Source organism: Agromyces sp. Marseille-Q5079 (genome assembly GCF_051016555.1).
Taxonomy (GTDB): domain Bacteria; phylum Actinomycetota; class Actinomycetes; order Actinomycetales; family Microbacteriaceae; genus Agromyces.
In genome coordinates, this window is sequence record NZ_JBPEJF010000005.1 from 264,313 (window position 1) to 290,310 (window position 25,998).

Annotated in this window: 26 protein-coding genes; 14 read left to right on the forward strand and 12 right to left on the reverse strand. The window is 71.0% G+C overall.

Features of this window, described 5'->3' with window-relative positions:
- Positions 1-55: 55 nt before the first annotated feature.
- The 3 genes from ACR3IO_RS13775 to ACR3IO_RS13785 all read right to left on the reverse strand — a co-directional run bounded on the left by ACR3IO_RS13775 (position 56) and on the right by ACR3IO_RS13785 (position 3,039).
- Positions 56-2,413 (reverse strand): arylsulfatase, encoded by a 2,358-nt coding sequence (locus ACR3IO_RS13775; protein WP_434071781.1) that lies wholly within the window; start codon positions 2,411-2,413, stop codon positions 56-58.
- 145 nt (positions 2,414-2,558) lie between these two features.
- Positions 2,559-2,828: a glutaredoxin family protein gene (locus ACR3IO_RS13780; protein WP_434071782.1), complete on the reverse strand. Its 270-nt coding sequence runs from the start codon at positions 2,826-2,828 to the stop codon at positions 2,559-2,561.
- A gap of 112 nt (positions 2,829-2,940) precedes the next feature.
- Positions 2,941-3,039, reverse strand: a complete 99-nt coding sequence (locus ACR3IO_RS13785; protein WP_003792170.1) for a 30S ribosomal protein bS22 — start codon at positions 3,037-3,039, stop codon at positions 2,941-2,943.
- A 141-nt stretch (positions 3,040-3,180) separates the two neighbouring features.
- Between ACR3IO_RS13785 and ACR3IO_RS13790 the strand changes: the two genes are divergently transcribed.
- On the forward strand, positions 3,181-3,690 hold the full coding sequence (locus tag ACR3IO_RS13790; protein WP_434071783.1) for a GNAT family N-acetyltransferase: 510 nt from the start codon (positions 3,181-3,183) through the stop codon (positions 3,688-3,690).
- Between the two features lie 15 nt (positions 3,691-3,705).
- Here the strand turns inward: ACR3IO_RS13790 and ACR3IO_RS13795 are convergent, their stop codons facing one another.
- Positions 3,706-4,146 carry an ArsR/SmtB family transcription factor gene (locus ACR3IO_RS13795; RefSeq protein ID WP_434071784.1) on the reverse strand — a complete coding sequence of 147 codons (441 nt, stop codon included), beginning with the start codon at positions 4,144-4,146 and terminating at the stop codon, positions 3,706-3,708.
- 75 nt (positions 4,147-4,221) lie between these two features.
- On the opposite strand from ACR3IO_RS13795, the gene ACR3IO_RS13800 reads away from it, so the two are divergent.
- Together ACR3IO_RS13800 and ACR3IO_RS13805 are read left to right on the forward strand one after the other, a co-directional pair.
- A complete protein-coding gene (locus ACR3IO_RS13800; protein WP_434071785.1) occupies positions 4,222-5,664 on the forward strand; it encodes a TrkH family potassium uptake protein in 1,443 nt (480 codons plus the stop codon).
- The gene (locus tag ACR3IO_RS13805; RefSeq protein ID WP_434071786.1) at positions 5,657-6,325 is read left to right on the forward strand and encodes a potassium channel family protein; all 669 of its coding nucleotides are present in this window, start codon (positions 5,657-5,659) and stop codon (positions 6,323-6,325) included. The genes ACR3IO_RS13800 and ACR3IO_RS13805 overlap by 8 nt, the downstream gene beginning before the upstream one ends.
- A 51-nt stretch (positions 6,326-6,376) precedes the next feature.
- Here ACR3IO_RS13805 and ACR3IO_RS13810 read toward each other — a convergent pair whose 3' ends face one another.
- Positions 6,377-6,772: a hypothetical protein gene (locus tag ACR3IO_RS13810; RefSeq protein WP_434071787.1), complete on the reverse strand. Its 396-nt coding sequence runs from the start codon at positions 6,770-6,772 to the stop codon at positions 6,377-6,379.
- A gap of 317 nt (positions 6,773-7,089) precedes the next feature.
- Between ACR3IO_RS13810 and ACR3IO_RS13815 the strand changes: the two genes are divergently transcribed.
- Genes ACR3IO_RS13815 through ACR3IO_RS13840 form a run of 6 tightly spaced genes read left to right on the forward strand, consistent with a single transcriptional unit; the run spans position 7,090 to position 14,862 of the window.
- Positions 7,090-7,179: a potassium-transporting ATPase subunit F gene (locus ACR3IO_RS13815; RefSeq protein ID WP_022891167.1), complete on the forward strand. Its 90-nt coding sequence runs from the start codon at positions 7,090-7,092 to the stop codon at positions 7,177-7,179.
- Entirely contained in the window at positions 7,179-8,852 is a 1,674-nt protein-coding gene (kdpA, locus tag ACR3IO_RS13820; RefSeq protein ID WP_434071788.1) for a potassium-transporting ATPase subunit KdpA, read from the forward strand. Before ACR3IO_RS13815 ends, kdpA begins: the two co-directional genes overlap by 1 nt.
- Positions 8,853-8,905: 53 nt before the next feature.
- Positions 8,906-11,023: a potassium-transporting ATPase subunit KdpB gene (gene kdpB / locus ACR3IO_RS13825; protein WP_434071820.1), complete on the forward strand. Its 2,118-nt coding sequence runs from the start codon at positions 8,906-8,908 to the stop codon at positions 11,021-11,023.
- A gap of 25 nt (positions 11,024-11,048) precedes the next feature.
- A complete protein-coding gene (gene kdpC, locus ACR3IO_RS13830; RefSeq protein ID WP_434071789.1) occupies positions 11,049-11,654 on the forward strand; it encodes a potassium-transporting ATPase subunit KdpC in 606 nt (201 codons plus the stop codon).
- A gap of 11 nt (positions 11,655-11,665) precedes the next feature.
- Positions 11,666-14,155: an ATP-binding protein gene (locus ACR3IO_RS13835; protein ID WP_434071790.1), complete on the forward strand. Its 2,490-nt coding sequence runs from the start codon at positions 11,666-11,668 to the stop codon at positions 14,153-14,155.
- The gene (locus tag ACR3IO_RS13840; RefSeq protein ID WP_434071791.1) at positions 14,155-14,862 is read left to right on the forward strand and encodes a response regulator; all 708 of its coding nucleotides are present in this window, start codon (positions 14,155-14,157) and stop codon (positions 14,860-14,862) included. The genes ACR3IO_RS13835 and ACR3IO_RS13840 overlap by 1 nt, the downstream gene beginning before the upstream one ends.
- 126 nt (positions 14,863-14,988) lie before the next feature.
- Here the strand turns inward: ACR3IO_RS13840 and ACR3IO_RS13845 are convergent, their stop codons facing one another.
- Complete coding sequence (locus ACR3IO_RS13845; RefSeq protein ID WP_434071792.1) at positions 14,989-15,567, reverse strand: DUF402 domain-containing protein; 579 nt, start codon at positions 15,565-15,567, stop codon at positions 14,989-14,991.
- Positions 15,568-15,600: 33 nt separating this feature from the next.
- Here ACR3IO_RS13845 and rlmC point away from each other — a divergent pair, with 33 nt between their 5' ends.
- Entirely contained in the window at positions 15,601-16,737 is a 1,137-nt protein-coding gene (gene rlmC / locus ACR3IO_RS13850) for a 23S rRNA (uracil(747)-C(5))-methyltransferase RlmC (RefSeq protein ID WP_434071793.1), read from the forward strand.
- A 98-nt stretch (positions 16,738-16,835) separates the two neighbouring features.
- Here the strand turns inward: rlmC and ACR3IO_RS13855 are convergent, their stop codons facing one another.
- From ACR3IO_RS13855 to proC, 4 genes are all read right to left on the reverse strand, one after another.
- Positions 16,836-18,131 carry a DUF6596 domain-containing protein gene (locus ACR3IO_RS13855; RefSeq protein WP_434071794.1) on the reverse strand — a complete coding sequence of 432 codons (1,296 nt, stop codon included), beginning with the start codon at positions 18,129-18,131 and terminating at the stop codon, positions 16,836-16,838.
- Positions 18,128-18,517 (reverse strand): YciI family protein, encoded by a 390-nt coding sequence (locus ACR3IO_RS13860; RefSeq protein ID WP_434071795.1) that lies wholly within the window; start codon positions 18,515-18,517, stop codon positions 18,128-18,130. The genes ACR3IO_RS13855 and ACR3IO_RS13860 overlap by 4 nt, the downstream gene beginning before the upstream one ends.
- A gap of 193 nt (positions 18,518-18,710) precedes the next feature.
- Positions 18,711-20,021 (reverse strand): beta-N-acetylhexosaminidase, encoded by a 1,311-nt coding sequence (locus ACR3IO_RS13865; RefSeq protein WP_434071796.1) that lies wholly within the window; start codon positions 20,019-20,021, stop codon positions 18,711-18,713.
- Positions 20,022-20,119: 98 nt separating this feature from the next.
- Entirely contained in the window at positions 20,120-20,971 is an 852-nt protein-coding gene (proC, locus tag ACR3IO_RS13870) for a pyrroline-5-carboxylate reductase (RefSeq protein ID WP_434071797.1), read from the reverse strand.
- Positions 20,972-20,994: 23 nt separating this feature from the next.
- Between proC and ACR3IO_RS13875 the strand changes: the two genes are divergently transcribed.
- Together ACR3IO_RS13875 and ACR3IO_RS13880 are read left to right on the forward strand one after the other, a co-directional pair.
- Positions 20,995-21,957 carry a cation diffusion facilitator family transporter gene (locus ACR3IO_RS13875; protein ID WP_434071798.1) on the forward strand — a complete coding sequence of 321 codons (963 nt, stop codon included), beginning with the start codon at positions 20,995-20,997 and terminating at the stop codon, positions 21,955-21,957.
- Positions 21,954-22,706 (forward strand): glutamine amidotransferase-related protein, encoded by a 753-nt coding sequence (locus ACR3IO_RS13880; protein ID WP_434071799.1) that lies wholly within the window; start codon positions 21,954-21,956, stop codon positions 22,704-22,706. Before ACR3IO_RS13875 ends, ACR3IO_RS13880 begins: the two co-directional genes overlap by 4 nt.
- Before the next feature lie 250 nt (positions 22,707-22,956).
- On the opposite strand, the gene ACR3IO_RS13885 is transcribed toward ACR3IO_RS13880, so the two are convergent.
- Positions 22,957-23,742: an SDR family NAD(P)-dependent oxidoreductase gene (locus ACR3IO_RS13885; RefSeq protein ID WP_434071800.1), complete on the reverse strand. Its 786-nt coding sequence runs from the start codon at positions 23,740-23,742 to the stop codon at positions 22,957-22,959.
- A 116-nt stretch (positions 23,743-23,858) separates the two neighbouring features.
- On the opposite strand from ACR3IO_RS13885, the gene ACR3IO_RS13890 reads away from it, so the two are divergent.
- Entirely contained in the window at positions 23,859-24,473 is a 615-nt protein-coding gene (locus tag ACR3IO_RS13890) for a TetR/AcrR family transcriptional regulator (protein ID WP_434071801.1), read from the forward strand.
- A 45-nt stretch (positions 24,474-24,518) separates the two neighbouring features.
- Here ACR3IO_RS13890 and ACR3IO_RS13895 read toward each other — a convergent pair whose 3' ends face one another.
- A complete protein-coding gene (locus ACR3IO_RS13895; protein ID WP_434071821.1) occupies positions 24,519-24,998 on the reverse strand; it encodes a nucleoside deaminase in 480 nt (159 codons plus the stop codon).
- 45 nt (positions 24,999-25,043) lie between these two features.
- Between ACR3IO_RS13895 and upp the strand changes: the two genes are divergently transcribed.
- The gene (gene upp, locus ACR3IO_RS13900) at positions 25,044-25,676 is read left to right on the forward strand and encodes a uracil phosphoribosyltransferase (RefSeq protein WP_434071802.1); all 633 of its coding nucleotides are present in this window, start codon (positions 25,044-25,046) and stop codon (positions 25,674-25,676) included.
- Positions 25,677-25,998 lie beyond the last annotated feature (322 nt).

Genomic DNA, 25,998 nt, shown 5'->3' on the forward strand with positions numbered 1-25,998 from the left:
CGCGCTCGTGAGTCCGTCCCCCGTGGCTCGAGCACTGCCACGCGGCATCCGCTCGCTACTGGTGCCGCATCGCCGCCTGGAGCCACTCCTCGGGGTCGATGAGGTGGCCGTGGTCGTCGGTGCCGAGATCGATCTGGGCCCAGTCGATCGTGCCGGTGAACCGGCCCTGCTCGGTCGCGTAGCCCTCGTACGCCGGCATGCCGGTGTCGACGCCGACGTCGAGCCCCTCGTCGAACGAGAAGTACATCGGGTGGGTGCGCTTCACGATCGCCGGAGCTCCGGATGCCGCGCCGTCGATGAAGAGCGACACGGTGCCGCCGCGCCCGATGCCACCGCCGTCGTACGCGAACTCGGCCCGCACCTGGTGCGCGCCCGCGCCGATCTGCGCGTCGGAGAGCGCCGTCGCGCGCAGCAGCCCGCAGAAGTTGTAGTGGAAGCCGAGCTTGCCCCCCTCGGCGAAGAACGACCAGCCGCCGGTGCGCCCGCCCTGCGCGACGATCGCGCCGTCGAGCGAACCGTCGTCGGGCACGACCACCTCGGCGGTGACCGACCACGACCGGTTCTTCACGTTGATGGCGACGTTCTCGTTGAGACGCGTCATGCCCTCGTACAGGCGCAGCGTTTGGCCCTGCACGATCGTCGGACGCCCGGCGAACTCGGGGTTCATGCGCTGGGCTGCGCGGTCGTCGAGCGGGATGACGTTGTAGCGCGTCGCCTCGATGAGGAAGAGCTGCTGCAGCTCGGCGAGCTTCTCGGGGTTCTGCTTCGCGAGGTTGTTCGACTGGGTCCAGTCGACGGTCGTGTCGTAGAGCTCCCAGACGTCGTCGGAGAAGTCGGGGGCGGCGCCCACGACGTCCCACGGCGTGCGGTGCCGTGTCTGCGCCGTCCAGCCCTTGTGGTAGATGCCGCGGTTGCCCATGATCTCGAAGTACTGGGTGGTGTGCCGTTCGTCGGCGGATGCGTCATCGAACGAGTACGCCATGGAGACGCCGTGCATCGGCACCTGCGTGACGCCGTTCACCGTGTGCGGCTCCGCGAGCCCGGCGAGGTCGAGGATCGTCGGCGCGATGTCGATGACGTGGTGCCACTGGTTGCGGATCTCGCCCTTGGCCTGCACGTTCGAGGGCCAGTGCAGGATCGTGCCGTTGCGGGTTCCGCCGTAGTGCGAGGCGACCTGCTTGGTCCACTGGTAGGGCGTGCACATCGCGTGCGCCCAGCCCACCGCGTAGTGGTTGTAGGCCTCGGGACCGCCGATCTTGTCGAGGTTCTCGGCCCAGAACTCGGGCGTCTCGTACTCGGCGCCGCCGTTGGCCGCCGTGGACAGCATGAAGGCGCCGTTCAGGCCGCCCTCGGCCGAGGCGCCGTTGTCGCCGATGATGTAGAGCACGAGCGTGTCCTCGAGGATGTCGAGGGCCTCGAGCGCGTCGATCACGCGACCGGTGTGGTGGTCGGCGTACTCGAGGAACGCACCGTAGACCTCCATCTGGTGGGCGAGGATCGGCCGCATCTCCTCGTCGGTGTCGTCCCAGGCCGGGATGCCCTCGGAGCGCTCGGTGAGCACGGCATCCGCGGGGATCACGCCGAGCGCCTTCTGGCGGTCGAACGTCTCTTCGCGCAGCTTGTCCCAGCCCTGGTCGTACTTGCCCTTGTGCTTGGCGATCCACTCCTTCGGCACGTGGTGCGGGGCGTGGGTCGCGCCGGGCGCGAAGTAGACGAAGAAGGGCTTGTCGGGCGTGAGCGCCTTCTGCTGGTTGATGTACTGGATCGTCTTGTCGGCCAGGTCGGGCATGAGGTGGTAGTCGGGATCGGTCGGCGGCTCGATGAACCCGACGCCGTCGATGAGGGCCGGCGTCCACTGGTTCGTCTCGCCGCCGATGAAGCCGTAGAACTTCTCGAAGCCGCTGAACGCGGGCCAGTGGTCGAACGGGCCGGTCGGGCCGCTCTCCCACACGGGCACCTCGTGGCACTTGCCGAACTGGGCGGTGTTGTAGCCGGACTGCCGGAGGATCTCGGGCAGCGGCACGCAGGAGTTCGGCCGGGTCGACCGGTAGCCGGGCGACGGCGTCGCGGTCTCGGTGATCTGGCCCATGCCCACCTGGTGGTGGTTGCGGCCCGAGAGCATCGCGGCGCGCGTCGGCGAGCAGATCGCCGTCGTGTGGAAGCGGCTGTAGCGGAGGCCGCCGCCGGCGAGGCGCTCGGCCGTCGGCATCGGCACCGGCCCGCCGAAGGCGCTCGAGGCGCCGAAGCCCACGTCGTCGAGGAGCACGAGGAGCACGTTGGGCGCCTGCTTCGGGGGCCGCTTCATCTCGATCGGAGGAAGCTTCTCCTCCATCTTCTTCGCGTCCATGACCATCGGTCCGGTGTAGACCTGGTCGGGAATCGGAAGGACTCCCCCTGGCAGAACGTCGCCCATGAATCGCCTTTCCCCGCATGCGAACGCGCCACCCCCCGGCGGCGCTGATCCCACCGTTTCATGCGGGTTCGCGAAAGACAAGCCGCTCCCTGTGAACGCGCAGCCGATCGCGCGGCGACGGGCGCCCGGAGCCGTCTGACGCCGGTCAGCGCGCGAGCAGCGCCGTCTTCAGGCGCACGGGATCGACGTGCCAGTAGGCGTGCATCTCGCCGTCGACGAGCAGCACGGGGATCTCCTCGGCGTACCGCTCCGCGAGGGTCGCGTCATCGAGGATCGACACCTCGTCGAGCGACAGTGCCGGCGCGGCGTCCGATGCGGACACCTCGTCGATGACGGCCTGCACGATGACACGCGCGTCGTCGCAGAGGTGGCATCCGGGCTTGCCGATGAGGGTGAGGCGGATGTCGCGGGTCATCCCTCGATCGTACGCACCGTAGATCGACGGGCGACGCGCATCGCGGCCTCGCCCGGGTACAGCGAAAAGCGCCAGGCCGTCGGCCTGACGCTCTCAGCGGTGAAGCAGCGGACTACTTCTTGTTGCGACGCTGGTGGCGCGTCTTGCGAAGCAGCTTGCGGTGCTTCTTCTTCGCCATACGCTTGCGGCGCTTCTTGATGACGGAACCCATCAGAACCTCACAGAAAAGATCGAGTCGGCCGCGCGAGTCGCAGCCGGTGGCCAGAAAGCCTCGGGATAGTCTAGCCGATTCGAGACGTGTCCATGATCACGTGCCGGTCACAGGCTCGATCGCATGCATTAACGTCGAGGGATGCCCCGACCCGAACCGCTCATCCGCACCACCACCGAAGCCGACTGGAAGCAGGTGCGCGAGCTCCGGCTCGAGATGCTGCGGGACACGCCCATCGCGTTCGGCGAGACGCTCGAGCATGCCGAGGCGCAGGGCGAAGCGGTCTGGCGACTCCGCGCGGCGCGTGGCACGACCCCCGGCCAGACCTCGATCGTCGCGATCGACCGCGACCGCTGGGTGGGCCACATGGGCGGATGGATTCCGGATGCCGCGTCGGGCCCGCTGCTCGTCGGCGTCTACGTGACCCCGACGTACCGCGGCGAGCGGCGAGGCGTCTCGCGGCGGCTGCTCGAGGCCGTCGAGGAATGGGCGCTCGAGCACGACGACGCCCTGCGGCTCGAGGTGCACGAGTCGAATTCGAGGGCGATCGCCTTCTACGAGAAGCTCGGGTTCAGCCTCACCGGGCACTCCCGTGCGTACGATCTCGAGCCGGGCGGCCTCGAGCTCGAGATGATCAAGCGACTGCGCTGACGACGCGCCCGGCGCTCAGCGGCGCTTGATGGGCGAGACGACGGCGCTGACCTGGTGCGCGGTCTCGGCGAACGCCTTGCCGATCCTCGACGCGAACGCCAACTGCTCGGTCCGCAGCGACTCCGCGTCGGAGGCCTCGACGCCCGCGAGCATCGCGGCGTCGGCGGCGGCATCCGAGGACATGAAGGGGATCAGCCAGTCCTCGAGCGTCTCGAGCGGGCCCCGGTCGAGACGGTAGTAGCGGTGCTGGCCCTCCTCGCGGACGCTGACCAGCCCGGCCTCGCGAAGCACCTTGAGGTGCTTGGAGACGGTCGGCTGGCTGAGCCCGAGCGAGGCGACGATCTCGGAGACGCTGATCTCGCCATGCGATTCGGGAGAGACCTCCTCGCGGTCGAGGAGCACCGCAAGGATGTCGCGTCGGGTCGCGTCCGCCACCACGTCGAAGATGTCCGCCATGCCCCAAGGCTAGTCATTCCGACCGGGGAGTACCATGACTCACGCCTTCGAACGATGGCGGGGTGAGGGGGGTCGATGCGCGTGCAGCCGATGGTTCGCTCGGGTCGGTACGACCGGCGTTCATGGCTCGGAGTGGTGCGCGACGCGGTCGACGCGTTCATGAAGAGCTCACCGTCGCGCTTCGCGATCGTGATCTTCGCCGGCCTGATCCTGCTGTTCACCCTGCTCTTCTCGCTGCCCATCGCGACGGTGGACCGCAGCGTCACGCCCCTGCACGACGCCCTCTTCACGGCCGTCTCCGTCATCTGCGTCACCGGCCTCGCGACCGTCGACATGGCCACGCACTGGTCGCCGTTCGGCAATGCGCTCGTCTTCATCGGCGTGAACATCGGCGGTGTCGGGGTGCTGACGCTCGCCTCGATCCTCGGCCTGGTCATCTCGCGCCGGCTCGGCCTGCGCTCGAAGCTCATCGCGGCGAGCGACACGAACCCCTCGCGGATCCATGTCGGCCCCGTCGCCGAACGGCAGGCCGTGAAGCTCGGCGAGGTCGGCGGACTGCTCGTGACCGTCGCGATCAGCATGCTCGTCATCGAGGGCACCATCGCGCTCGCGATGATCCCGAGCATGTTCGAGGCGGGATACGAGGGGCTGCGGGGCGTCTGGTACGCGTTCTACTACTCGGCCATGGCGTTCACGAACACGGGCTTCAACCCGAATCCCGGCGGCCTGGACGCCTTCGCCGGCGAGTACTGGTTCCAGTCGATGCTGATGCTGGGCGTGTTCCTCGGCAGCCTCGGCTTCCCGGTGATCTTCGCGCTGGCCCGCGCCTGGCGCCAGCCGCGGCGCTGGAGCGTGCACGTGAAGCTCACGCTCACGACGACCACGATCCTCTTCGTCGCCGGCGCCGCGATGTTCCTGCTGCTCGAGCACAGCAACCCGAAGACGTACGGCGGGCTCGAGGCGGGTCCCACGATCTTCCAGTCGTTCTTCATGTCGGTGATGACGAGGTCCGGCGGGTTCTCGACCATCAACATGCACGACCTCTACGGATCGAGCCTGCTCGTCTCCGACATGCTCATGTTCATCGGCGGCGGCTCGGCGTCGACCGCCGGCGGCATCAAGGTGACCACGCTCGCCGTGCTCTTCCTCGCGGCGTTCGCCGAGGCGCGCGGCGCGCCCTCGATGGAGGCCTTCGGCCGCCGCATCCCCCGCGACATGCTGCGCCTCTCGGTCAGCGTCGTGCTCTGGGGCGCGACCATCGTCGCGGTCTCCTCGATCGCGATCCTGCAGATCACCAAGCAGCCCTTCGACTACGTGCTGTTCGACGTCATCTCGGCGTTCGCGACGTGCGGACTCTCGACCGGGCTCACGGCCGAACTGCCGCCCGAGGGCGTCTACGTCATGGCGGCCACGATGTTCATGGGTCGCGTTGGTACAGTGACACTCGCCGCGGCCCTCGCAGCGAGCCAGCGACGTCAGCTGTTCAAGCGTCCGGAAGAGAGGCCCATCGTTGGTTGACCGCATCAAGCACGACGCACCCGTGCTCGTCATCGGCCTCGGCCGCTTCGGCGCCGCCACGGCGGGCCAGCTCGACCGCCTCGGCCGCGAGGTCCTCGCCGTCGACGACAACGAGGGCCTGGTGCAGAAATGGTCCGAACGCGTCACGCACGCGGTCGTCGCCGACGCCCGGTCCATCGACGCGCTGCGCCAGATCGGCGCGCAGGACTTCTCGATCGCCGTCTGCGCCGTCGGCTCATCCGTCGAGGCCTCCGTGCTCATCACCGCGAACCTCGTCGACCTGAAGATCCCGCAGATCTGGGCGAAGGCGATCTCGGCGTCGCACGGCAAGATCCTCGAGCGCATCGGCGCGAACCACGTCATCTACCCCGAGCGCGAGGCCGGCGAGCGCACCGCGCACCTCGTGTCGGGCCGCATGCTCGACTTCATCGAGTTCGACGACGACTTCGCCCTCGTGAAGATGTACCCGCCCAAGCCCATCCGCGGCAAGAACCTCACCGAGTCGGGCGTGCGGTCCAAGCACCGCGTGACCGTGGTGGGCGTGAAGAGCCCCGGCAAGCCGTTCACCTACGCGACCGAGCAGACCGTGGTCTCCAACCACGACCTCATCATCGTGTCGGGCACCGAGGGCGACATCGAGAAGTTCGCCGCGCTCGAATAGGGCGGATGCCGCGGACGTAGCGGCCTCGCGCGACGGCGCCGCGCCTCGCGGTCAGCCGACGAGCAGGCCGATGACGCCGACGACGCCCGCGACCAGGGCGAGCGCGAGGAACACGATGCCGAGCAGGCGCAGCACGCGACGGCCGGCGGGCGGCTCGTGCAGCCGGAGGTGCTCGGGTTCGCGCTCACGGTAGAACGCCTTCTCCTCGTCGACGTCCTCGACGTGGTGCCGCTCGGCGGCGCTGAGCCGTCGGGCGTGGAACTCGCCCTCGGCGAACCACCGCACGGTGCTGCCGTCGGCCTCGTCGGCGATCACGGCATCGGTGGGCAGCCACCGGCCGTCGGCGATTCGGATCAGGAGCACGAGTCCGAAGCACGCGAGCCCCACGCCCAGGCCCACCCAGCCGATGACCTCGGCGATCACCCCGATCGTGTCCCACGCATCCATGGTGAGAACGCTACCGGCCCGCGTCAGTGCTTCCCCGACGGATGCCGCTGACGCGCCGTCGCCGAGCCGTCGCCGAGCCGTCGCCGTCAGCAGCGCATTCGGATCGGTGGTCGAGGCGTTAGGGGTCCGTGAGGATCGGCACCGCGGCATCCGCCCCGGTGTTGCATCAGGGGTGCAGCAGATCGGCTGCCCGCGTGCCGCGTCTGCGGCTCGCGCCCTCGTGAATCTGGAGTCCTCGTGCTCGACGTCGTCTACCTTCTCGGCATCATCGCCGTGTTCGTACTCGTCGGCCTCATCGCCAGGGGGGTCGAGAAGCTGTGATCTTCTTCGAACTCCTCGCCGCCGCGCTGGGTGTCGCCGCCGTGGTGTACCTCGTGTACGCCCTCGTCAAACCTGAGCGGTTCTGATGGAGGTCCTCTTCGCCGTCCTGCAGGCGGCCACCCTCGCCCTCATCCTCGCCCTCCTCTACCGCCCGCTCGGCGACTACATGGCGCGCATCTACACGAGCGACCGCGACTGGAGGTTCGAACGCGGCCTCTACCGCCTCATCGGCGTCGACCCGCGCTCGGAGCAGTCGTGGCCGGCCTACCTGCGCGGCGTGCTCGCGTTCTCGGTCGTCGGCGTGCTGTTCGTCTACGTGCTGCAGCGCGCCCAGGCGGTCCTGCCGTACTCGCTCGGCCTGCCCGCCGTGCCGGAAGGGCTGTCGTTCAACACCGCGGCATCCTTCGTGGCGAACACGAACTGGCAGTCGTACTCCCCTGAGCTCACGATGGGCTACACGGTGCAGCTCGCGGGCCTCACCGTGCAGAACTTCGTCTCCGCGGCCGTCGGCATCGCCGTCGCGGTCGCTCTGGTGCGCGGGTTCGCCCGCCGCGGCTCGGGCACGATCGGCAACTTCTGGGTCGACCTGTTCCGCGGCTCGTTCCGGCTGCTGCTCCCGCTCTCCATCGTCGGCGCGATCGTGCTCGTGATCGGCGGAGTCGTGCAGAACTTCAACGGCTTCACCGAGATCACGACCCTCGCGGGCGACACGCAGAACCTGCCCGGTGGCCCCGTCGCCTCGCAGGAGGTCATCAAGGAGCTCGGCACGAACGGCGGTGGGTTCTTCAACGTGAACTCGGCCCACCCGTTCGAGAACCCGACCGCCTGGACGAGTCTCTTCCAGAACGTGCTCATGCTCGCGATCCCGTTCGCCCTCCCGCGCACCTTCGGCAGGATGGTCGGTTCGAACAAGCAGGGGTACGCGATCCTCGCCGTCATGGCGACGCTCTACGTCGTCTCGCTCGTGGCGCTGAGCGCGCTCGAGTACGGCGGCAACGGCACCGCGCCCGAGCTCGCCGGTGGCGCGCTCGAGGGCAAGGAGCAACGATTCGGCATCTTCGGATCCGCGCTCTTCGGCACCACCTCGACGCTCACCTCGACCGGCGCCGTGAACTCGATGCACGACTCGTTCACCGCCCTCGGCGGCATGATGCCGATGCTCAACATGATGCTCGGCGAGGTCGCCCCCGGCGGCGTGGGCTCGGGTCTCTACGGCATGCTCGTGCTCGCGGTCATCGCGGTGTTCATCGCGGGCCTCCTGGTCGGTCGCACGCCCGAGTACCTCGGCAAGAGGATCGGGCCGCGCGAGATCAAGCTCGCGAGCCTCTACATCCTCGTCACGCCGACGCTCGTGCTCGTGGGCACCGCGCTCAGCTTCGCGATCCCGGGCATCCGCGAGGACGTCGAGTCGGTCTCCATCTGGAACCCCGGCATCCACGGCATGAGCGAGGTGCTCTACGCGTTCACGAGCGCGTCGAACAACAACGGCTCGGCGTTCGCGGGTCTCACCGCGAACACGCCGTGGTTCAACACGGCACTCGGCGTCGCGATGCTGCTCGGCCGGTTCGTCCCGATCGTGCTCGTGCTGGCGCTGGCCGGCTCCCTCGCGGCGCAGGACAAGGTGCCGGCCACCGCAGGCACCCTGCCCACCTACCGGCCGCAGTTCGTCGGCCTCCTCGTGGGCGTCACGGTCATCGTGACCGCGCTCACCTACTTCCCCGTTCTCACGCTGGGTCCCCTGGCTGAAGGGCTGAACTGATCCCCATGTCCACCATCACCGAACACCCCGCGACCGGGCACGCGCCCCGTCAGATGGGTTCCCCCTCGAAACGCCCTACGGGCGCCTTCGGTCCGGCGCAGGTCGTGCAGGCACTGCCCGGCGCGTTCCGCAAGCTCGACCCGAGGCAGATGTGGCACAACCCCGTCATGTTCCTCGTCGAGGTCGGCGCCGCGCTCACGACCGTGCTCGCGATCGCAGAACCGTTCCTCGGCGGCCCCGAGGCATCGGGCGGCACGGCCGTCCCGCCTTCGTTCACGTCGGCGATCGCCGTCTGGCTCTGGCTCACCGTGCTCTTCGCGAACCTCGCGGAATCGGTGGCCGAGGGCCGGGGCAAGGCCCAGGCCGACACGCTGCGTCAGACCCGCACCTCGACCGTCGCGAAGCGCGTCACGGCGTACGACGAGGTCGCGGATGCCGCGGCCGAGCGCTCCGCGATCGGCGAGGTCTCCTCGGGCGACCTCCGGCTCGGCGACATCGTCGTCGTGACGGCGGGTGAATCGATCCCGGGCGATGGCGACATCATCCACGGCATCGCCTCGGTGGACGAGTCGGCGATCACCGGCGAGTCGGCTCCGGTCGTGCGGGAGTCCGGCGGCGATCGCTCTGCGGTCACCGGCGGCACGCGCGTGCTCTCCGACCGCATCGTCGTGCGCATCACCTCGAAGCCCGGCGAGACCTTCGTCGACCGCATGATCGCCCTCGTCGAGGGCGCGTCGCGCCAGAAGACGCCGAACGAGATCGCGCTCAACATCCTGCTCGCGAGCCTCTCGATCATCTTCGTGGTCGTCACCCTCACGTTGAACCCGATCGCCTCGTACGCGGCGGCGCCGGTGTCGATCCCGGTGCTCATCGCACTGCTCGTCTGCCTCATCCCGACGACGATCGGCGCCCTGCTCTCGGCCATCGGCATCGCCGGCATGGACCGCCTCGTGCAGCGCAACGTGCTCGCGATGTCGGGCCGCGCGGTCGAGGCCGCCGGCGACGTGACGACCCTGCTCCTCGACAAGACCGGCACCATCACGTACGGCAACCGTCGGGCGAGCGAGTTCGTGCCGATGCCGGGCGTCGCCGTCGCCGAGCTCGAGCGGGCGGCCGCCCTCTCGTCACTCGCCGACCCGACCCCCGAGGGTTCGTCGATCGTCGACCTGGCGGCGGAGCGGGGCATCCGCTTCGACGACGCGCCCGCCGGCGAGATCGTGCCGTTCACGGCGCAGACCCGCATGTCGGGCCTCGACCTGCCCGACGGCTCGAGCATCCGCAAGGGCGCAGGCTCGGCGGTCATCGCCTGGGTCGAGGCTTCCGGTCGCACCGCGTCGAGCACGCTCGACGAGCTCGGCCAGCGCGTCGAGGCCATCTCGAACAGCGGCGGCACGCCGCTCGTCGTCGCCGCGAAGGATGCGAACGGCGAGGCCCGCCTGCTCGGCGTCGTGCACCTGAAGGACGTCGTGAAGGACGGACTCATCGAGCGCTTCGCCGAACTCAGGGCCATGGGCATCCGCACGGTCATGATCACGGGCGACAACCCGCTCACCGCGAAGGCGATCGCGGCCGAGGCGGGCGTCGACGACTACCTCGCCGAGGCCACGCCCGAGGACAAGATGGCGCTCATCAAGCGGGAGCAGGCGGGCGGCAATCTCGTCGCCATGACCGGTGACGGCACGAACGACGCCCCCGCGCTCGCGCAGGCCGACGTCGGCGTCGCGATGAACACGGGCACGTCGGCCGCGAAGGAGGCCGGCAACATGGTGGACCTCGACAGCGACCCGACGAAGCTCATCGAGATCGTGCGCATCGGCAAGCAGCTGCTCATCACGCGCGGCGCGCTCACGACGTTCTCGATCGCCAACGACGTCGCGAAGTACTTCGCGATCATCCCGGCGATGTTCGCGGGCGTCTTCCCGGGCCTCGCGGTGCTGAACGTCATGCAGCTGCACTCGCCCGCCTCGGCGATCCTGTCGGCGATCATCTTCAACGCGATCATCATCGTGATCCTGATCCCGCTCGCACTCCGCGGCGTGAAGTACAAGGCCGGCGGCGCGTCCGCGATCCTCAGCCGCAACCTGCTGGTCTACGGCCTCGGCGGCATCATCGCCCCCTTCATCGGCATCAAGCTGATCGACCTCGTCGTCAGCCTCATCCCCGGGTTCTAGGCCCGGGAGCGAAAGGAAACACACCATGAGCTCCACTCGCACTGCGGTCCGCACCCACTGGGTGGCGGTTCGCGCGATGCTCATCTTCACCGCCGTGCTCGGCGTCGCCTACACGATCGTCGTCACGGGCATCGGGCAGGTCATCCTGCCCGCTCAGGCGAACGGCTCCGTCGTCCGCGAGGGCGACGAGGTCGTGGGCTCCGCGCTCATCGGCCAGTCGTTCGCGGATGCCGACGGCAACCCGCTTCCGGAGTGGTTCCAGCCCCGCCCGTCGGCCGCCGGTGACGGCTACGACGGCGGCGCTTCGAGCGGCAGCAACTGGGGCCCCGAGAACGCCGACCTCATCGCCGCGATCGAGGAGCGCACGGCGCAGGTCGCCGAGTTCAACGGCGTCTCCGAAGCGGATGTCCCGGCCGACGCGGTCACCGCATCGGCGTCGGGTCTCGACCCGCACATCAGCCCCGAGTACGCCCTGCTGCAGGTCGCGCGGGTCGCAGACGAGCGCGGGCTCCCCGAATCCGAGGTGCGCGAACTCGTGGAGTCTAGGATTCAGGCACGGGATCTCGGGTACCTGGGCGAGCCGACCGTCAACGTGCTGCAGCTGAATCTCGCCCTTTCCGAGCTGGGCTGAGGGGCAGGCGCATGAAACGGGGGCGGCTTCGCGTGCTGCTCGGCGCCGCCCCCGGCGTCGGCAAGACCTACTCGATGCTCGAAGAGGGCCGACGGCTCCGGGGCGAAGGGCACGACGTCGTCGTGGCCTTCGTCGAGACGCACGGTCGCAAGGCCACCGCGTCGATGGTCAGCGGGCTCGAGGTGGTTCCGCGCACCACGGTCGAGCACCGCGGCATGGGCCTCGACGAGATGGACCTCGACGCGGTGCTCGCGCGACGGCCCGAGATCGCCCTCGTCGACGAGCTCGCCCACACCAACGCGCCAGGGTCACGGCACACCAAGCGCTGGCAGGACGTCGACGAGCTGCTCGAGGCCGGCATCGACGTCATCTCGACGGTGAACGCCCAGCACATCGAGTCGCTCGGCGACGTCGTGCAGCAGATCACCGGCGTCGTCCAGCGCGAGACGATCCCCGACGCCGTGCTTCGCGCGGCCGACCAGATCGAGGTCGTCGACCTCGCCCCGCAGGCGCTGCGCGACCGGCTCGCCGGCGGCCTCGTGTATCCGGCCGAGCGCATCGACGCGGCGCTCTCCAACTACTTCCGGCTCGGGAACCTCACGGCCCTCCGCGAACTCGCGCTCCTCTGGCTCGCCGACGAGGTCGACTCCGCGCTCAAGGCCTATCGGGTCGAGCACGGCATCGACCGCAAGTGGGAGGCGCGCGAGCGCGTCGTCGTCGCCCTCACGGGCGGCCCCGAGGGCGAGACGCTCCTTCGCCGAGGAGCGCGCATCGCCTCGCGAGCCTCGGGCGGCGAGCTCATCGCCGTACACGTCACGAATCCCGACGGCATGCGTGCGCGGCATCCGGGGGCCCTCGACCGGCAGCGCACGCTCGTCGAGCAGCTCGGCGGCACGTTCCACCAGGTCGTCGGCGAAGACGTGCCGCAGGCGCTCGTCGAATTCGCCCGCGCGGCGAACGCGACGCAGCTCGTCATCGGCGTCAGCCGACGGTCGCGGCTCGCGGCGGCCTTCACCGGCCCGGGCATCGGGGCGACCGTCATCCGCGAGTCCGGCGACATCGACGTGCACATCGTCACCCATGCGGCCGCCGGGTCGGGGTTCTCGCTCCCGAGACTCGGCGGGGCCCTCAGCCGGCGGCGCCTCATCGTCGGCTTCGCCGTGGCGCTCATCGCCGGTCCGCTGCTCAGCTGGCTGCTCGTCACCTTCCACACCGAGGCGTCGATCACGAGCGACGTGCTGGCCTACCAGCTGCTCGTCATCGTGGTCGCCCTCATCGGCGGCATCTGGCCGGGCCTCTTCGCGGCCGTGCTCTCGGGCCTCACGCTCAACTTCCTGTTCGTGCAGCCGACGTACACCCTCACGATCAGCGACCCGCGGCAGTTGCTCGCCCTCGTGTTCTACGTCGCCAACGCCCTGCTCGTGAGCTACGTGGTCGACCAGGCGGCGCGGCGCACGCGCATCGCCCGCCGAGCCGCGGCCGAGTCGCAGCTGCTCGCGACCCTCGCCGGCAGCGTGCTCCGCGGCGAGGACGCGCTCCAGGCGATGGTGACCCGCACCCGCGAGGCGTTCGGCCTCACCGGCGTGCGCCTCCTCGTCGACGGCGAGGCCCGGGTCGCCGACGGCGAGCCGACCCGCAACGACCGCGTGACCGAGATCCCGATCGGGTCCCGAGGCGTGCTCGAACTGGACGGCCAGGACCTCGAGGCATCCGAACGCCGCCTGCTGCAGGTCATCGCGACCCAGATGGATGCCGCCATCGAGCACGGCGCGCTCGCGACCGCGGCATCCGCGGCCGATGCCCTCGTCGAGACCGACCGCGTGCGCTCCGCCCTGCTCGCCGCCGTCGGGCACGACCTGCGGCGCCCGTTGACCTCGGCGTCGGCGGCGATCAGCGCCCTGCGGTCGCACGAGGTCGAGTTGCCGGCCGCCGAGCGCGACGAGCTGCTCGCGACCGCGTCCGAGAGCCTCGACGCGCTCGCCGAGCTCGTCACGAACCTGCTCGACGTCAGCCGGGTGCAGGCGGGGGCCCTGGCGGTCACGCTCGCGCCGACCGAGGTCGCCGACGTCGTGCTGCCCGCCCTCGACGAGCTCGCGCTCGGTCCGGGCGACGTGGAGCTCGACCTCGCCGACGACCTCGCACCGGTGCTCGCCGACGGCGTGCTGCTGCAGCGCGTCGTGGTCAACCTGCTCGCGAACGCGGTGCGCCACAGCCCCGACGGCGAGCGCGTGCGCCTCGCGGCGAGCGCGTTCCAGGGCCGCATCGAACTGCGCGTCGTCGACCGCGGACCCGGCATCCCCGTCGAGCGCCGCGACGAGGTGTTCACGCCGTTCCAACGCCTCGGCGACACCGACAACGACACCGGCCTCGGACTCGGCCTCGCCCTGTCGAAGGGCTTCGTCGAGGGCATGGACGGCACACTGGAGGTCGAGGACACCCCGGGCGGCGGCCTGACGATGGTCGTCACCCTGCCCACCGCCACGACCACCGAGGAGCAGTGATGAGGATCCTCCTCGCCGATGACGACGACCAGCTGCAGCGGGCGCTGCGCATCACGCTCGCGGCCCGCGGCTACGAGATCGTCGCCGCGCACGACGGCGCCGAGGCGATCGACCTCGCGGCGAACGCGCATCCCGACCTGATCCTCCTCGACCTCGGCATGCCGAAGGTCGACGGCATCGACGTGATCCGCGCGGTTCGCGCGTGGTCGAAGGTGCCGATCCTCGTGCTCTCGGGGCGCACCGACTCCGCGGAGAAGGTCGAGGCGCTCGACGCCGGCGCCGACGACTACGTGACGAAGCCCTTCGCGATGGACGAGCTCCTCGCCCGCATCCGCGCCCGGGCCAGGTCGACGACCGGAGAGTCGGATGCCGCGGAGTACGCGGTCGGCGCACTCACGGTCGACCTCGCCGCGAAGACGATCAGGTCGACGGACGCCTCGGGCAACGCGACATCCGTGCGCCTGACGCCGACGGAGTGGCGCCTGCTCGAGCTGTTCCTCAAGAACCCGGGCAAGCTCCTGACCCGGCAGATGCTGCTGAGCGAGGTGTGGGGGCCGTTCCACGCGAACGACGCCGGGTACCTGCGCCTCTACGTCGCCCAGCTGCGCCGGAAGCTCGAGCCGACGCCGTCGGAGCCCCGCCTGTTCCTCACCGAACCCGGCATGGGGTACCGCTTCGAGCCGGGCGCGGCTCCGCCGGTCGAGTAGCGACGAAGGAGCGTATCAAGACCCCGGTCCCGCCGGTCGAGGAGCGACGAACCGCACCGCCGGTCGAGTAGCGACGAAGGAGCGTATCGAGACCTCGCGTCAGGTCTCGATACGGCGCCGGGGCGCCTACTCGACCGGCGACCGCTCCGCCAGGCGCGCGAGCCACCCCGCGGCCGTCGCCCCGTCGAACGGCGCCTCGCGGCGCCGCACGGCCCGCAGCACCGCATCTGCGTCGGCGCGGACCCGCTCCACCACCTCGGCCGGATACTCGAACTCCACCGCGTGCTCGGCGAACTCGTCCTCGTCGTCGATGAACGCCGGCGCTCCCGTGCGCTCGACGACGTCGAGATCGAGGTCGATGTACGAGACCGTCGCGCCCGAGGCATCCGCTCGCCATTCGGGAACCGTCGAGAGGTCGACGTAGATGCCGAGGCCGCGCGGATGGCCCGCGTTGAACGCCGCCGCCCAGCCGGCGCGCGGGAACAGCGAGACCGACTCCCAGGTCGCGGTGAACCCGTGACCCGGGCGCGCGAACGGGGTGCCAGCCGGAAAGCCGACCCAGTCGCCGTGCGCGTCGGCACCGAGCCAGACGCCGTCGAACGCCCAGTGCGGCTGCCCGAGCCACTTCATCGCGCGAACGCGGACGGGTTCGCCGGGCACGCTCGGGGGTGCGGAGGCGAGGGGACGGTCATCGGCGGCGCTCACCCGACCACCGTATCCGCGCCTACGCTGGAACCCGTGGACTGCTCCTACTTCGACGCCCGGCGCTGCCGGTCGTGCTCGCTCATGGGACAGCCCTACGCCTCGCAGCTCGCGGACAAGCAGCGGCACGCAGAAGACCTGCTGGCCGCCCACGACGGCCTCGACTGGCTGACGCCCGTCGGCAGCCGCGAAGACGGCTACCGCAACAAGGCGAAGATGGTGATCGGCGGCACGACGGCCTCGCCGACGATCGGCATCCTCGACGCCGACGGGCACGGCATCGACCTCGAGGCCTGCGGCATCTGCTCACCCGGGCATCGCGCGGCCTTCCCCGTGATCGCCGCGTTCATCACACGCGCGGCGATCGCGCCCTACGACGTGCCGAGCCGCACTGGCGAGCTCAAGCACCTGATCCTCACCGAGTCGCCCGACGGCGAGCTGATGATCCGCTTCGTCGTGCGCTCGACCGAGCCGGTCGGCCGCATCCGCAAGCACTTGCCGTGGCTCCTCGCCGAGCTGCCGAACGCCCGGGTCGTCACGGCGAACGTGCTGCCCGAGCACAAGGCCGTGCTCGAGGGCGAGCACGAGATCGTCTTCACCGAGGCGTCGACCCTGCCGATGCGGCTCGGCGACGTGACCATGCACCTGCGCCCGCAGAGCTTCTTCCAGACCAACACCGAGATCGCCGAGGCGCTCTACGTCGAGGCCCGCGACTGGGTGCGCGCCCTCGCGCCCGACTCGGCCTGGGACCTCTACTCGGGCGTCGGCGGCTTCGCCCTGCACATCGCGGATGCCGCGGCATCCGTCACGGGCATCGAGACGAGCGTCGAGGCCGTCGCGAGCGCCGAGCTCAGCCGAACGGATGCCGCGCTCTCGCGCGTTCGGTTCGCCGCCGGCGACGCCACGGCGTTCGCCCTCGAGTCCGAGGAGTCGCCCGACCTCGTGATCGTGAACCCGCCCCGCCGGGGCATCGGCCGCGAGCTGAGCGGATGGCTCGAGGCATCCGCCGTTCGCCACGTGCTGTACTCCAGCTGCAACGCGGCCTCGCTCGCGCGGGACCTCGAGGCGATGCCGTCGCTGCGCCCGGTGCGCGGGCGGGTGTTCGACATGTTCCCGCAGACGACGCATTTCGAGGTGATGGTGCTGCTCGAACGCAGCCCGTCGGTCGGATAGCGACCGGGCCTCCCGGTCGAGTGGCGGCGCCATGCTGTCGCCGGTCGAGTGCGACGCAGGCGCGTATCGAGACCCCCGGTCCCGCACCGCGACGCCCGTCAGCGCACGCCGGCCGCGCGCCCGAGGCAGAAGCGGCGCACGGGCTCGGTGGGCACGAGGGTCGCGAGGCGCGCGTACTCCGTGGCTGCCTCGTCGCGACGCCCGGTGCGCCACGCGAGGTCGGCGAGGGCGAGGCTCGCGTCGAGCGCCGCGTACGGGGCCGAGCCGTCGGCGAGCCGCTGCAGCTCGGCCCGGATGCCCCGGAGGGCCGCCGTGCGCTCGCCCGACTCGGGCGCGAGGAGGCTCCGGTGCAGCTCGGCCGAGAGCCGTCCGGCCGTGACCGACGGCGAACCCCACACCCGTTCGAGCGCGACGTAGAAGGCGACGACGCGGTTCCAGTCGGTCTCGGCGAAGCTCGGTGCCGACGTGTGCAGGCCGGCGATCGCCGCCTCGAGCACGAACCGGCCGTCCCCTCGATCGGCCGCCGCCGCCGCGTCGTCGAGCCCCGCCTCGATGAGCCGTCGGTCCCACAGGCCTCGGTCGACCTCGTCGAGGGGCAGCGCGGCGCCGTCGGCGCCGAGGCGTCCCGGCCGGCGCGCGAGCCCCAGGCGCACGACGGCTCGGAGCCCGCGCACCTCCGGGTCGTCGGGGAACTCGGCGACGAGCGCGTCGGCGATCGAGAGCGCCTGCCGGCCGAGGTCGTCGAGCGGGCTCTGCGGGTCGAGCACGTCGCGGTGCGCGACCGTGAACATGCCGGCCACGCTCGCGAGCACCACGGGCAGGCGCACGCGACGCTCGGGAGCCTCGGGCACGTGGAAGCGACCACGGGCCTCGGCGAGCGCGTGCTTGGCCCTCGTCAGCCGCGCGGCGGCGGCCGAGGGCTGGATGCCGAGGTGCGCCGCGATGCGCGGCACGTCGAGCCCGCACACGACGCGCAGCGCGAGCACGAGCCGCGCCTGCTCCGTGAGCGCGGGGTCGCACGCCACGAAGAGCAGCGCGACCCGGTCGTCGAGCGCGTCGCCGAGCATCGTCTCCCGATCGGATGCCCCGGACGCGGCATCCGCCTCGCCCGCGCCCTGCCGCAGTTCCCCGGCCAGCTGCTCCGCGTGCCGGAACTCGACGGCCGCACGCCGGCGGTCGTCGATCCAGGCGCGCTTGCCGACCGCCGTGCACCACGCGGCGAGCGAGCCGAGCGGCGGCCCCTCGCCGCCGGCCTGGGCGACGGCTCGCGCCACCGCCTCGGCCGCGTACTCCTGCGCGTCGTCGAGGCTGCCGGTGTAGGCGGCCAGTGCGCGCACGATCCGCGGCCAGGCGTCGACGAAGTCCTCGCCCAGGTCGGCGATCGGGTCGGTCACGAGATCGGGAACACCTTGCGCCACTCGATGTGCCCATCCGTCGGCACGAGGGCCGCGATGCGTCGGGCGAGCGCCTCGTCGTCGGTCTCGACGACGTAGTAGCCCGAGACGACCTCGCTCGTGTCCGGGTACGGCCCGTCGGAGTAGACCGCGTCCTCCTCGACGCGATCGCCTGCCCCGGGCGTCACGCGGCCGCCGTGGCGCGCGTTCTGCAGGGCCGCGGCGCCGACGATGCGGGCGCCGAGCCGGGCGACCGCCTCCTGGAACGCCTTGTGCGCCGGGAAGTTGTTCTCGGGCTCACCGCCCGGCACGCCCGGGCGTTCGCCGAGGAATGCGTCGGAATCCCAGTCGGGCTCGTGGATCAGATAGACGTACGTGTCGGTCATGGTGTCGCTCCTTGGGTCGATGCCCTCTCGTGCCGTGACGAGGTCCGTCACACCATGGTGACGAGGAACGCCCTCGGAAATCGACATCCGAGGGCAATGAATTGCGTGCAGTCCAACGGCGGGAGGAGGTCGGCCGCTTCGGAGGCGCCATCCGTCCGAGACGTCCTCCCACGCGCGCGACGTCCTCCCGGCGCTACGCGGAAGCGGACGGCAGGCTCGCCGTGAGCTCGGCGAGCTCCGCGATGCGCGACGCGCGGTCCCTGGGCGCGCCGGGCACGCCCGGCCGCTGCTGGTCGGCTCGAGGCCCGCCGAGGGGTCGGTAGTCGACGCCCTGCTCGCCCAGCCACGCGATGTATGCGGGCAGGCGCTGCTCGAACGCCGCCCAGTCGAGCGGCCCGCCGTTCCACGCGACCTCGGCGAACGCACCGAGACGTGGGAACACCGCGTAGTCGAGCCGGTCGCGCGTGTCGAGGTGCTCGGTCCAGACGTTCGCCTGCACGCCGACGACGCGCTCGCGCAGGGCGGCCGACGCATCCGCCGGGAGCGGGTCGAACGACGCGGCGTCCTCGAGCGAGAGCACGGTGCCGACGGGGATCGGCTCTTCGGCGGCATCCGACTGGCGATAGTCGAGGTAGGTCCAGAGATCGGGGCAGAGCACGACGTCGTGGCCGAGGCGCGCACCGAGCTCGGCGCCGACGGGCCCGCGCCACGACGCCACGACGGCATCGGCGGGCAGGGCGGACGCCACGGCATCCGCCCCCTCGAGCATCTCGTCCCAGCCGATGACGCGACGCCCGCGCGACGCGAGGTGCCCCGCCACCTGTGCGAGGAACCACGCCTGCAGCTCCTCCTCGGTGGCGAGTCCGCGCTCGGCCATGAGCTCCTGCGTGCGCGCGTCTGCCGCCCATCGCTGCTTGCGAACCTCGTCGCCGCCGAAGCCGACCACGTCGGAGTCGAACACCTCGCAGAGCTCGTCGAAGACCGTGCGCACGAAGTCGAGCGTGGCCTGCTCGACGTTCAGCACCTCGTCGTTGATGCCGTAGCGCGTCCAGGGCTCGACGTTGCGCGCCCGCACGTCGTCGACCTCGCCGACGCCGAACTCGGGGTACGCCGCGAGGATCGCCTTGGCATGGCCCGGCACGTCGACCTCGGGCACCACGCGGATGCCGCGGGCCGCCGCATACGCGACGAGCTCGCGCAGCTCGGCCTGCGAGTAGGAGCCCTCGTGCGGCACGCCGTCGAGGGTCGACGCCGGCCCGTGCCCGAGCTGCGACGCGGAGCGCCGCCCGCCGACCTCGGTGAGGCGCGGATACGCCCGCACCTCGAAGCGCCAGCCCTGGTCGTCGGTGAGGTGCAGCTGCAGCACGTTGAGCCCGTGCGCCGCGAGCAGGTCGACGAAGCGCAGCAGGTCGGGCAGCGGCCGGAACCGGCGGGCGACGTCGAGCATGACCCCGCGCCAGGCGAACCGAGGCTCACCCTCGAGGTCGAGCGGGGCGCGAGGCACGGGCACCGCCGCCGCCGGTCGATTTGACGCCCCGGCGCCGTATCGAGACCCCTGATCGGCGTCTCGATGCGCGCCGCTGCTCGACGGCAGCGCGACGCTCACGCCCCCGCCGCCAACTCCCGGGCACGGGCGAGCGCGGCATCCGTCGCCTCGTCGAAGATGCGCTCGAGCCCGGCCCCCTCGAGCACGGCGACCGCGCGTTCGGTCGTGCCCTTGGGGCTCGTGACGCGTCGGCGCAGCTCGGTCGGGTCGACGTCGGATGCCGCGAGCAACTCGCTCGCGCCCCGGAAGGTGCCCTGCACCATGAGCGCCGCCTGCTCGGGCGTGAAGCCCTTGCCGATCGCCGTCGCCGTGAGCTGCTCGATCAGGTAGAAGACGTAGGCCGGGCCAGACCCCGAGATCGTGGAGAGCGCGTCGATCTGCTCCTCGGGCACGACGATCACGTCGCCGACGGTCTCGAACAGGGCGACGGCGAGCGCGAGGTCCGCCTCGCTCGACCGCGTGCCCGCGGCGACGCCGGTGACCGCACGGCCGACGAGGGCGGGCGTGTTCGGCATCGAGCGGATGACGGCAACCGACGACGGCAGCAGCGATTCGAACGTGGCGACCGTGACGCCGGCCGCGACCGAGACCACGACGGCATCCGGTTCGAGCGCGTCGCCGATCTCGCGCAGCAGGTCGGGCACCATCGCGGGCTTCACGGCGACGACCACGATCTTCGCGCCGGCGACGGCCGTGCGGTTGGCCGCGGCATCCGTCTCGGTCGCGTAGGCGGTGACGTTCTCGAGCGCCGACAGCTCGGCGGCGTTGGCCGCGGAGCGGTTGGTGGCGCGGATGCCGCCGTCGACCTCGATGCCGGGCTGCAGGAGCCCGGAGAGGATGGCGCGGGCCATCGAACCGGCGCCGAGGAAGGCGATCGTGGGCAGCTTCGCAGGCGATCGATCAGGCATGCGTCCCATCCTAGGATTGACCCATGAGCGCATCGGGCGGCACCAGAGCCATCATCGCGGCATTCCTCGCCAACGCGGGCATCGCCCTGACCAAGTTCATCGCGTGGTTCTTCTCGGGCTCCACCTCGATGCTGGCCGAGGGCGTGCACTCGCTCGCCGACGCCGGCAACCAGCTGCTGCTCATCCTCGGCGGTCGCCAGGCCAAGAAGGCGGCCGACAAGGAGCACCCGTTCGGCTACGGCCGCGAACGTTACGTGTACGCCTTCGTCGTGTCGATCATCCTCTTCTCGGTCGGCGGCATCTTCTCGATCTACGAGGGCATCGACAAGCTGACCCACCCGCACGAGCTCGAGAACGCCTGGCTGCCGCTGCTCGTGCTCACCATCGCGATCGTGCTGGAGTCCTTCTCGCTGCGCACCGCGGTCAAGGAGTCCAACCACGTTCGCGGACGCCAGACCTGGGTGCAGTTCGTGCGCCGGGCGAAGGCGCCCGAGCTGCCCGTCGTCCTCCTCGAAGACGTCGCGGCGCTGATCGGACTGGTCTTCGCCTTCCTCGCCGTCGGCCTCACCGTGATCACGGGCAACCCGACGTTCGACGCGATCGGCACGCTCATGATCGGCACGCTCCTCGTGATCGTGGCCGTCGTGCTCGGCATCGAGACCAAGTCCCTCCTCGTCGGCGAGGGTGCGAACGACGACGACGTCGAGTCCATCCGCAAGGCCATCACCGACGGCCCCGAGATCGAGCGCATCATCCACATGAAGACGCTCTACCTCGGCCCCGACGAACTGCTCGTCGCGGCGAAGCTCGGGTTCACCGCCGACCAGCCGCTGCTCGAGGTCGCGGCCGCGACGAACGTCATCGAGCAGCGCATCAGGGCCGCCGTGCCCGCCGCCCGCGTCATCTACATCGAGCCCGACGTCTGGGTCGACCCGAACCTCGCGGCCCCGCCCACCGACGCGATCGTCATCAAGGGCCTCGAGTGACGGATGCCGCGACCGGGCGCCGCCCCACCGCGCTCGTCTTCCGGCACGACTCCGCCATCGGCCTCGGCAACCTCGGCCCGACCCTCGAGGCTCACGGCTACGAGATCGTCACGATCGACGCGCCCGAGACGGATGTCGCCGCGCTCGACGCGCTCGCACCCGACCTCGTGGTCGTGCTCGGCGGCGACGAGGCGGCATACGAGACCGACCGCTACCCGTACCTCGCCGACGAGATGGCGCTGCTCCGCACGCGCATCGAGGCCGAGGCCCCGATCTTCGGCGTGTGCCTCGGCGCGCAGATGCTCGCCGCGACGCTCGGCGGCCGCGCCTACCGCGGCGCGCGCAAGGAGGTCGGCTGGCTGACGGTGCAGCCGACCGAGGCCGGTTCGGCGTCGCCCGTGCGGCACTTCGACGGCGTGCCCGCGGTGCAGTGGCATGGCGACTCGTTCGAGCTGCCCGACGACGCGGGCCTCGTTCGCCTCGCCGGTTCGTCGCAGTACGAGAACCAGGCGTTCGCGAAGGGCGACTGGCTCCTCGCGGTGCAGTTCCACCCCGAGGTCGACGACGCCATCCACGAGCAGTGGCTCGACGCGTGGGGCGACGAACTGCCCGAGTACGGGCTCAGCCGCGAGCAGCTGCGCGCGGAGCGAGCGACGCACGGGCCGCGTGCCCAGGCGGCATCCGCCCTGCTGTTCGGCGAGTACCTCGACGGACTCGCGGCGCGGCGGGCGGCCGACACGGCCGCGTAGCCGCGCCTCGCCCGCGCCGGCCCGTCGCAGGGACGCATTCTCTCCGCGCCGATTCCGTCGCGGGAGACGCGTTCTCTCCGCGCGTCGCGTGGCTACGTTCTCTCCGCGCCGCCCCCGCCGCGGCTCAGGACGACGACGGCGGCTCAGGCCGGAATCGCGGGACCCGTCCTGAGCCGGGGCCGTTCGCCTGAGCCGGCGCCGTTCGCCTGAGCCGGCGCCGTTCGCCTGAGCCCGCGTCCGCCGGCCGCGATCAGAAGTGCGTGCCGCCGTCGATGCGGACCTCGGTGCCGGTGATGAACGCACCGTCGGCGCTCGCGAGCATCGCCACGACGCCGGCGACGGTCTCGGGGCCGGCGAAGCCCTGGCCGAGGGCCGGCTGCAGCTTCATGAAGAGCATCATGTCGGCGTCCTCGGGCAGGCCGGGACCCTGGCTCTGCTTCGACTGCCCCGACCCGTCGGTCATGCCCGAGGCGATCGAGCCGGGCTGCACCGAGTTGAAGCGGATGCCCTGCTTCGCGTACTCGGCCGCGAGCGCGTGGGTCATCGACTGCACGCCGCCCTTGCTGGCCGCGTACGCCGCCATGTAGGGGTGGGCGAATGCCGCGGAGGTCGAGCTGAAGTTGACGACGGCCGAACCGGTGCCCTCGAGGAGCGCCGGGATGGCCTCGCGGATCATGAGGAACGTGCCCACGAGGTTCACGCGGACGACCTGTTCGAACGAGTCGAGCGTGGTCTCGTGGGTGTGCGAGGAGCGGAGGATGCCGGCGGCGTTGACGAGCACGTCGAGCCCGCCGAGCGCGGCGACCGCTGCGGCGACGCCATCGCGAACGGATGCCTCGTCGGCGATGTCCACGGTGACCGTGGTGAGCCGTAGGGCGTCGTCTCCGGCCTTCGCGACGGTGTCGGCGAGGCCCGCCTCGCTGACGTCGGCGGCGACGACGGAGCCGCCATCGGCGAGCATCCGGAGCACGGTGGCCTGGCCGATGCCGGAACCTCCACCGGTGACGAGCGAGCGGCGTCCTTCATAGCGGTTCATTGCGGGTGACCTTTCGGTTGTCGGGGTACTCCTATACACGGTACGCCTACCTGGCACGTTGTGCCACAGTGGCGAGTTACGCCGACGACGAACCTCCGATCGCGTACGCTGCGAGGGTGCCCGAGAGACCCCAGACGCTGACCGAGCGCCGCAAGGCCGCGACCGAGCTCGAGATCGCGCGCGCCGCCGCGGTGCTCTTCGCCGAGCACGGCGCCGAGCAGGTCACGACCGAGACGATCGCGGGCGCGGCCGGCATCTCGCTGCGCACCTTCTACCGGTACTTCCCCACCAAGGAGGACGCCGTCGCGCCGCTCCTCGTGGTCGGGGCCGGCGAGTGGCGGGCCGCCATCGCCGCCTCGGCGCCCGGCGACCCGATCGGCGCGATCCCCGCGATCATCGAGCACCTGCTGACCCCGCACGACGACGAGGGGCACGAGGCGCTGCAGTGGACGCGCGGCCTCCTCCGCGCCGTGGCCGACGACCCCGCGCTGCGGACCGTGTGGCATCGGGTGAACCACGACTCCGAGGACCGCCTCCGCGGCATCCTCGCCGGCCTCGTCGGGGAGGACGTCGACCCGTTCGAGGTTCGCCTGCTCGCCGCCGCGGCGACCGACGCCATCCGCATCGGCCTCGAGGAATGGGCGGCGTCCGACGACGCATCCGTCCCGCCGGCCGGGCTCGCGACCCGGGCCTTCGCGCAGCTCTCGCGCGGCATCACGCTCGCGCCGTAGGCGGCACCGGAAGGCAACCGGAACGTGGCCCGCAGGCGGCGCCCGTCAGGCGGGGCGGTGCGCCGCGTCGCCGAAGAAGTCGAGCAGCAGCTTCGCCGCGGCATCCGCCTCGACGCCCGCGTACACCTCGACCCGGTGGTTGAGGCGCCGATCGCGCAGCACGTCGTAGAGCGATCCGGATGCACCGGCCTTGTCGTCCCAGGCCCCGAAGACGACCGTCGGCACGCGCGCCGCGAGGATCGCGCCGGCGCACATCACGCACGGCTCGAGGGTGACGATCAGGGTGCAGCCCTCGAGGCGCCACTCGCCGTGCGCTGCCGCGGCGTCGCGGAGCGCGAGCACCTCGGCGTGGGCGGTGGGGTCGCCGGTGAGCTCCCGTTCGTTGCGGCGGGCGGCGATGACCACGCCACCGGCATCCACGACGATGGCGCCGACCGGGACGTCGCCCGTCACGGGCGCCTGCGCCGCCTCGGCGAGCGCGAGCCGCATCCACTCCCGGTGGGACTCGGGCACGGACGCATCCACCACCGCACTCCCTCCACGAGACGCCTGCAAACTAGACTCGAGCCTATGCGAGTCCACGTGGCAGACCACCCGCTCATCACCCACAAGCTGACGGTGCTCCGCGACGTCGACACGCCGTCGCCCGTCTTCCGGGCGCTCGTCGAAGAGCTGATGACGCTCCTCGCCTACGAGGGCACGCGGGGCGTCCGCGTCGAGCCCGTCGACATCCTCACGCCGGTGGCGCCCACGACGGGCGTGCGCATCGCAGATCCGAAGCCGCTCATCGTGCCGATCCTGCGCGCGGGCCTCGGCATGCTCGAGGGCATGGTCAAGCTGCTGCCGAGCGCCGAGGTCGGCTTCCTCGGCATGGCCCGCAACGAGGAGACGCTGCAGCCCACGACCTACGCCGAGCGGCTCCCCGACGACCTGTCCGACCGCCAGTGCTTCGTGCTCGACCCGATGCTGGCCACCGGCGGCTCGCTCGCGGCGGCCATCGAGTTCCTGCTGCAGCGCGGGGCGACGGATGTCACGGCGATCTGCATCCTCGCCGCTCCCGAGGGACTCGCTTTCGTCGAGGAGCAGCTGCACGGCCAGGACGTCACCATCGTGCTCGGCGCGCTCGACGAGCGCCTCAACGAGCAGGGCTACATCGTCCCGGGTCTCGGCGACGCGGGCGACCGCCTCTACGGGACGGTCTAGACTCCGACCCTCCAGCGGGTCGTGCCGAAGGATCTTCGGCAGGACCCGCCCATTCCCGGGGACCCGCCGCAGAACATTTTTTTCAAGCTGGGCTTTTCGAGGATCCTTGCCCAGTGAGGCTTCCACTCCCCGATCCTGCCGGATGCTGCAGCCACGCCTGCACCGTCTGCGGTGTCACACCACGTCACGCCCACGTCACGGATTGACACATCCCGGGACGTCGGATTGACTATCGCTCATGACTGACACCGCACACACCCTGATCGCCCCCGAGGCCCTCAGGACGACCGGCATGATGATGCCGGCGCGTGCACCCATGTGT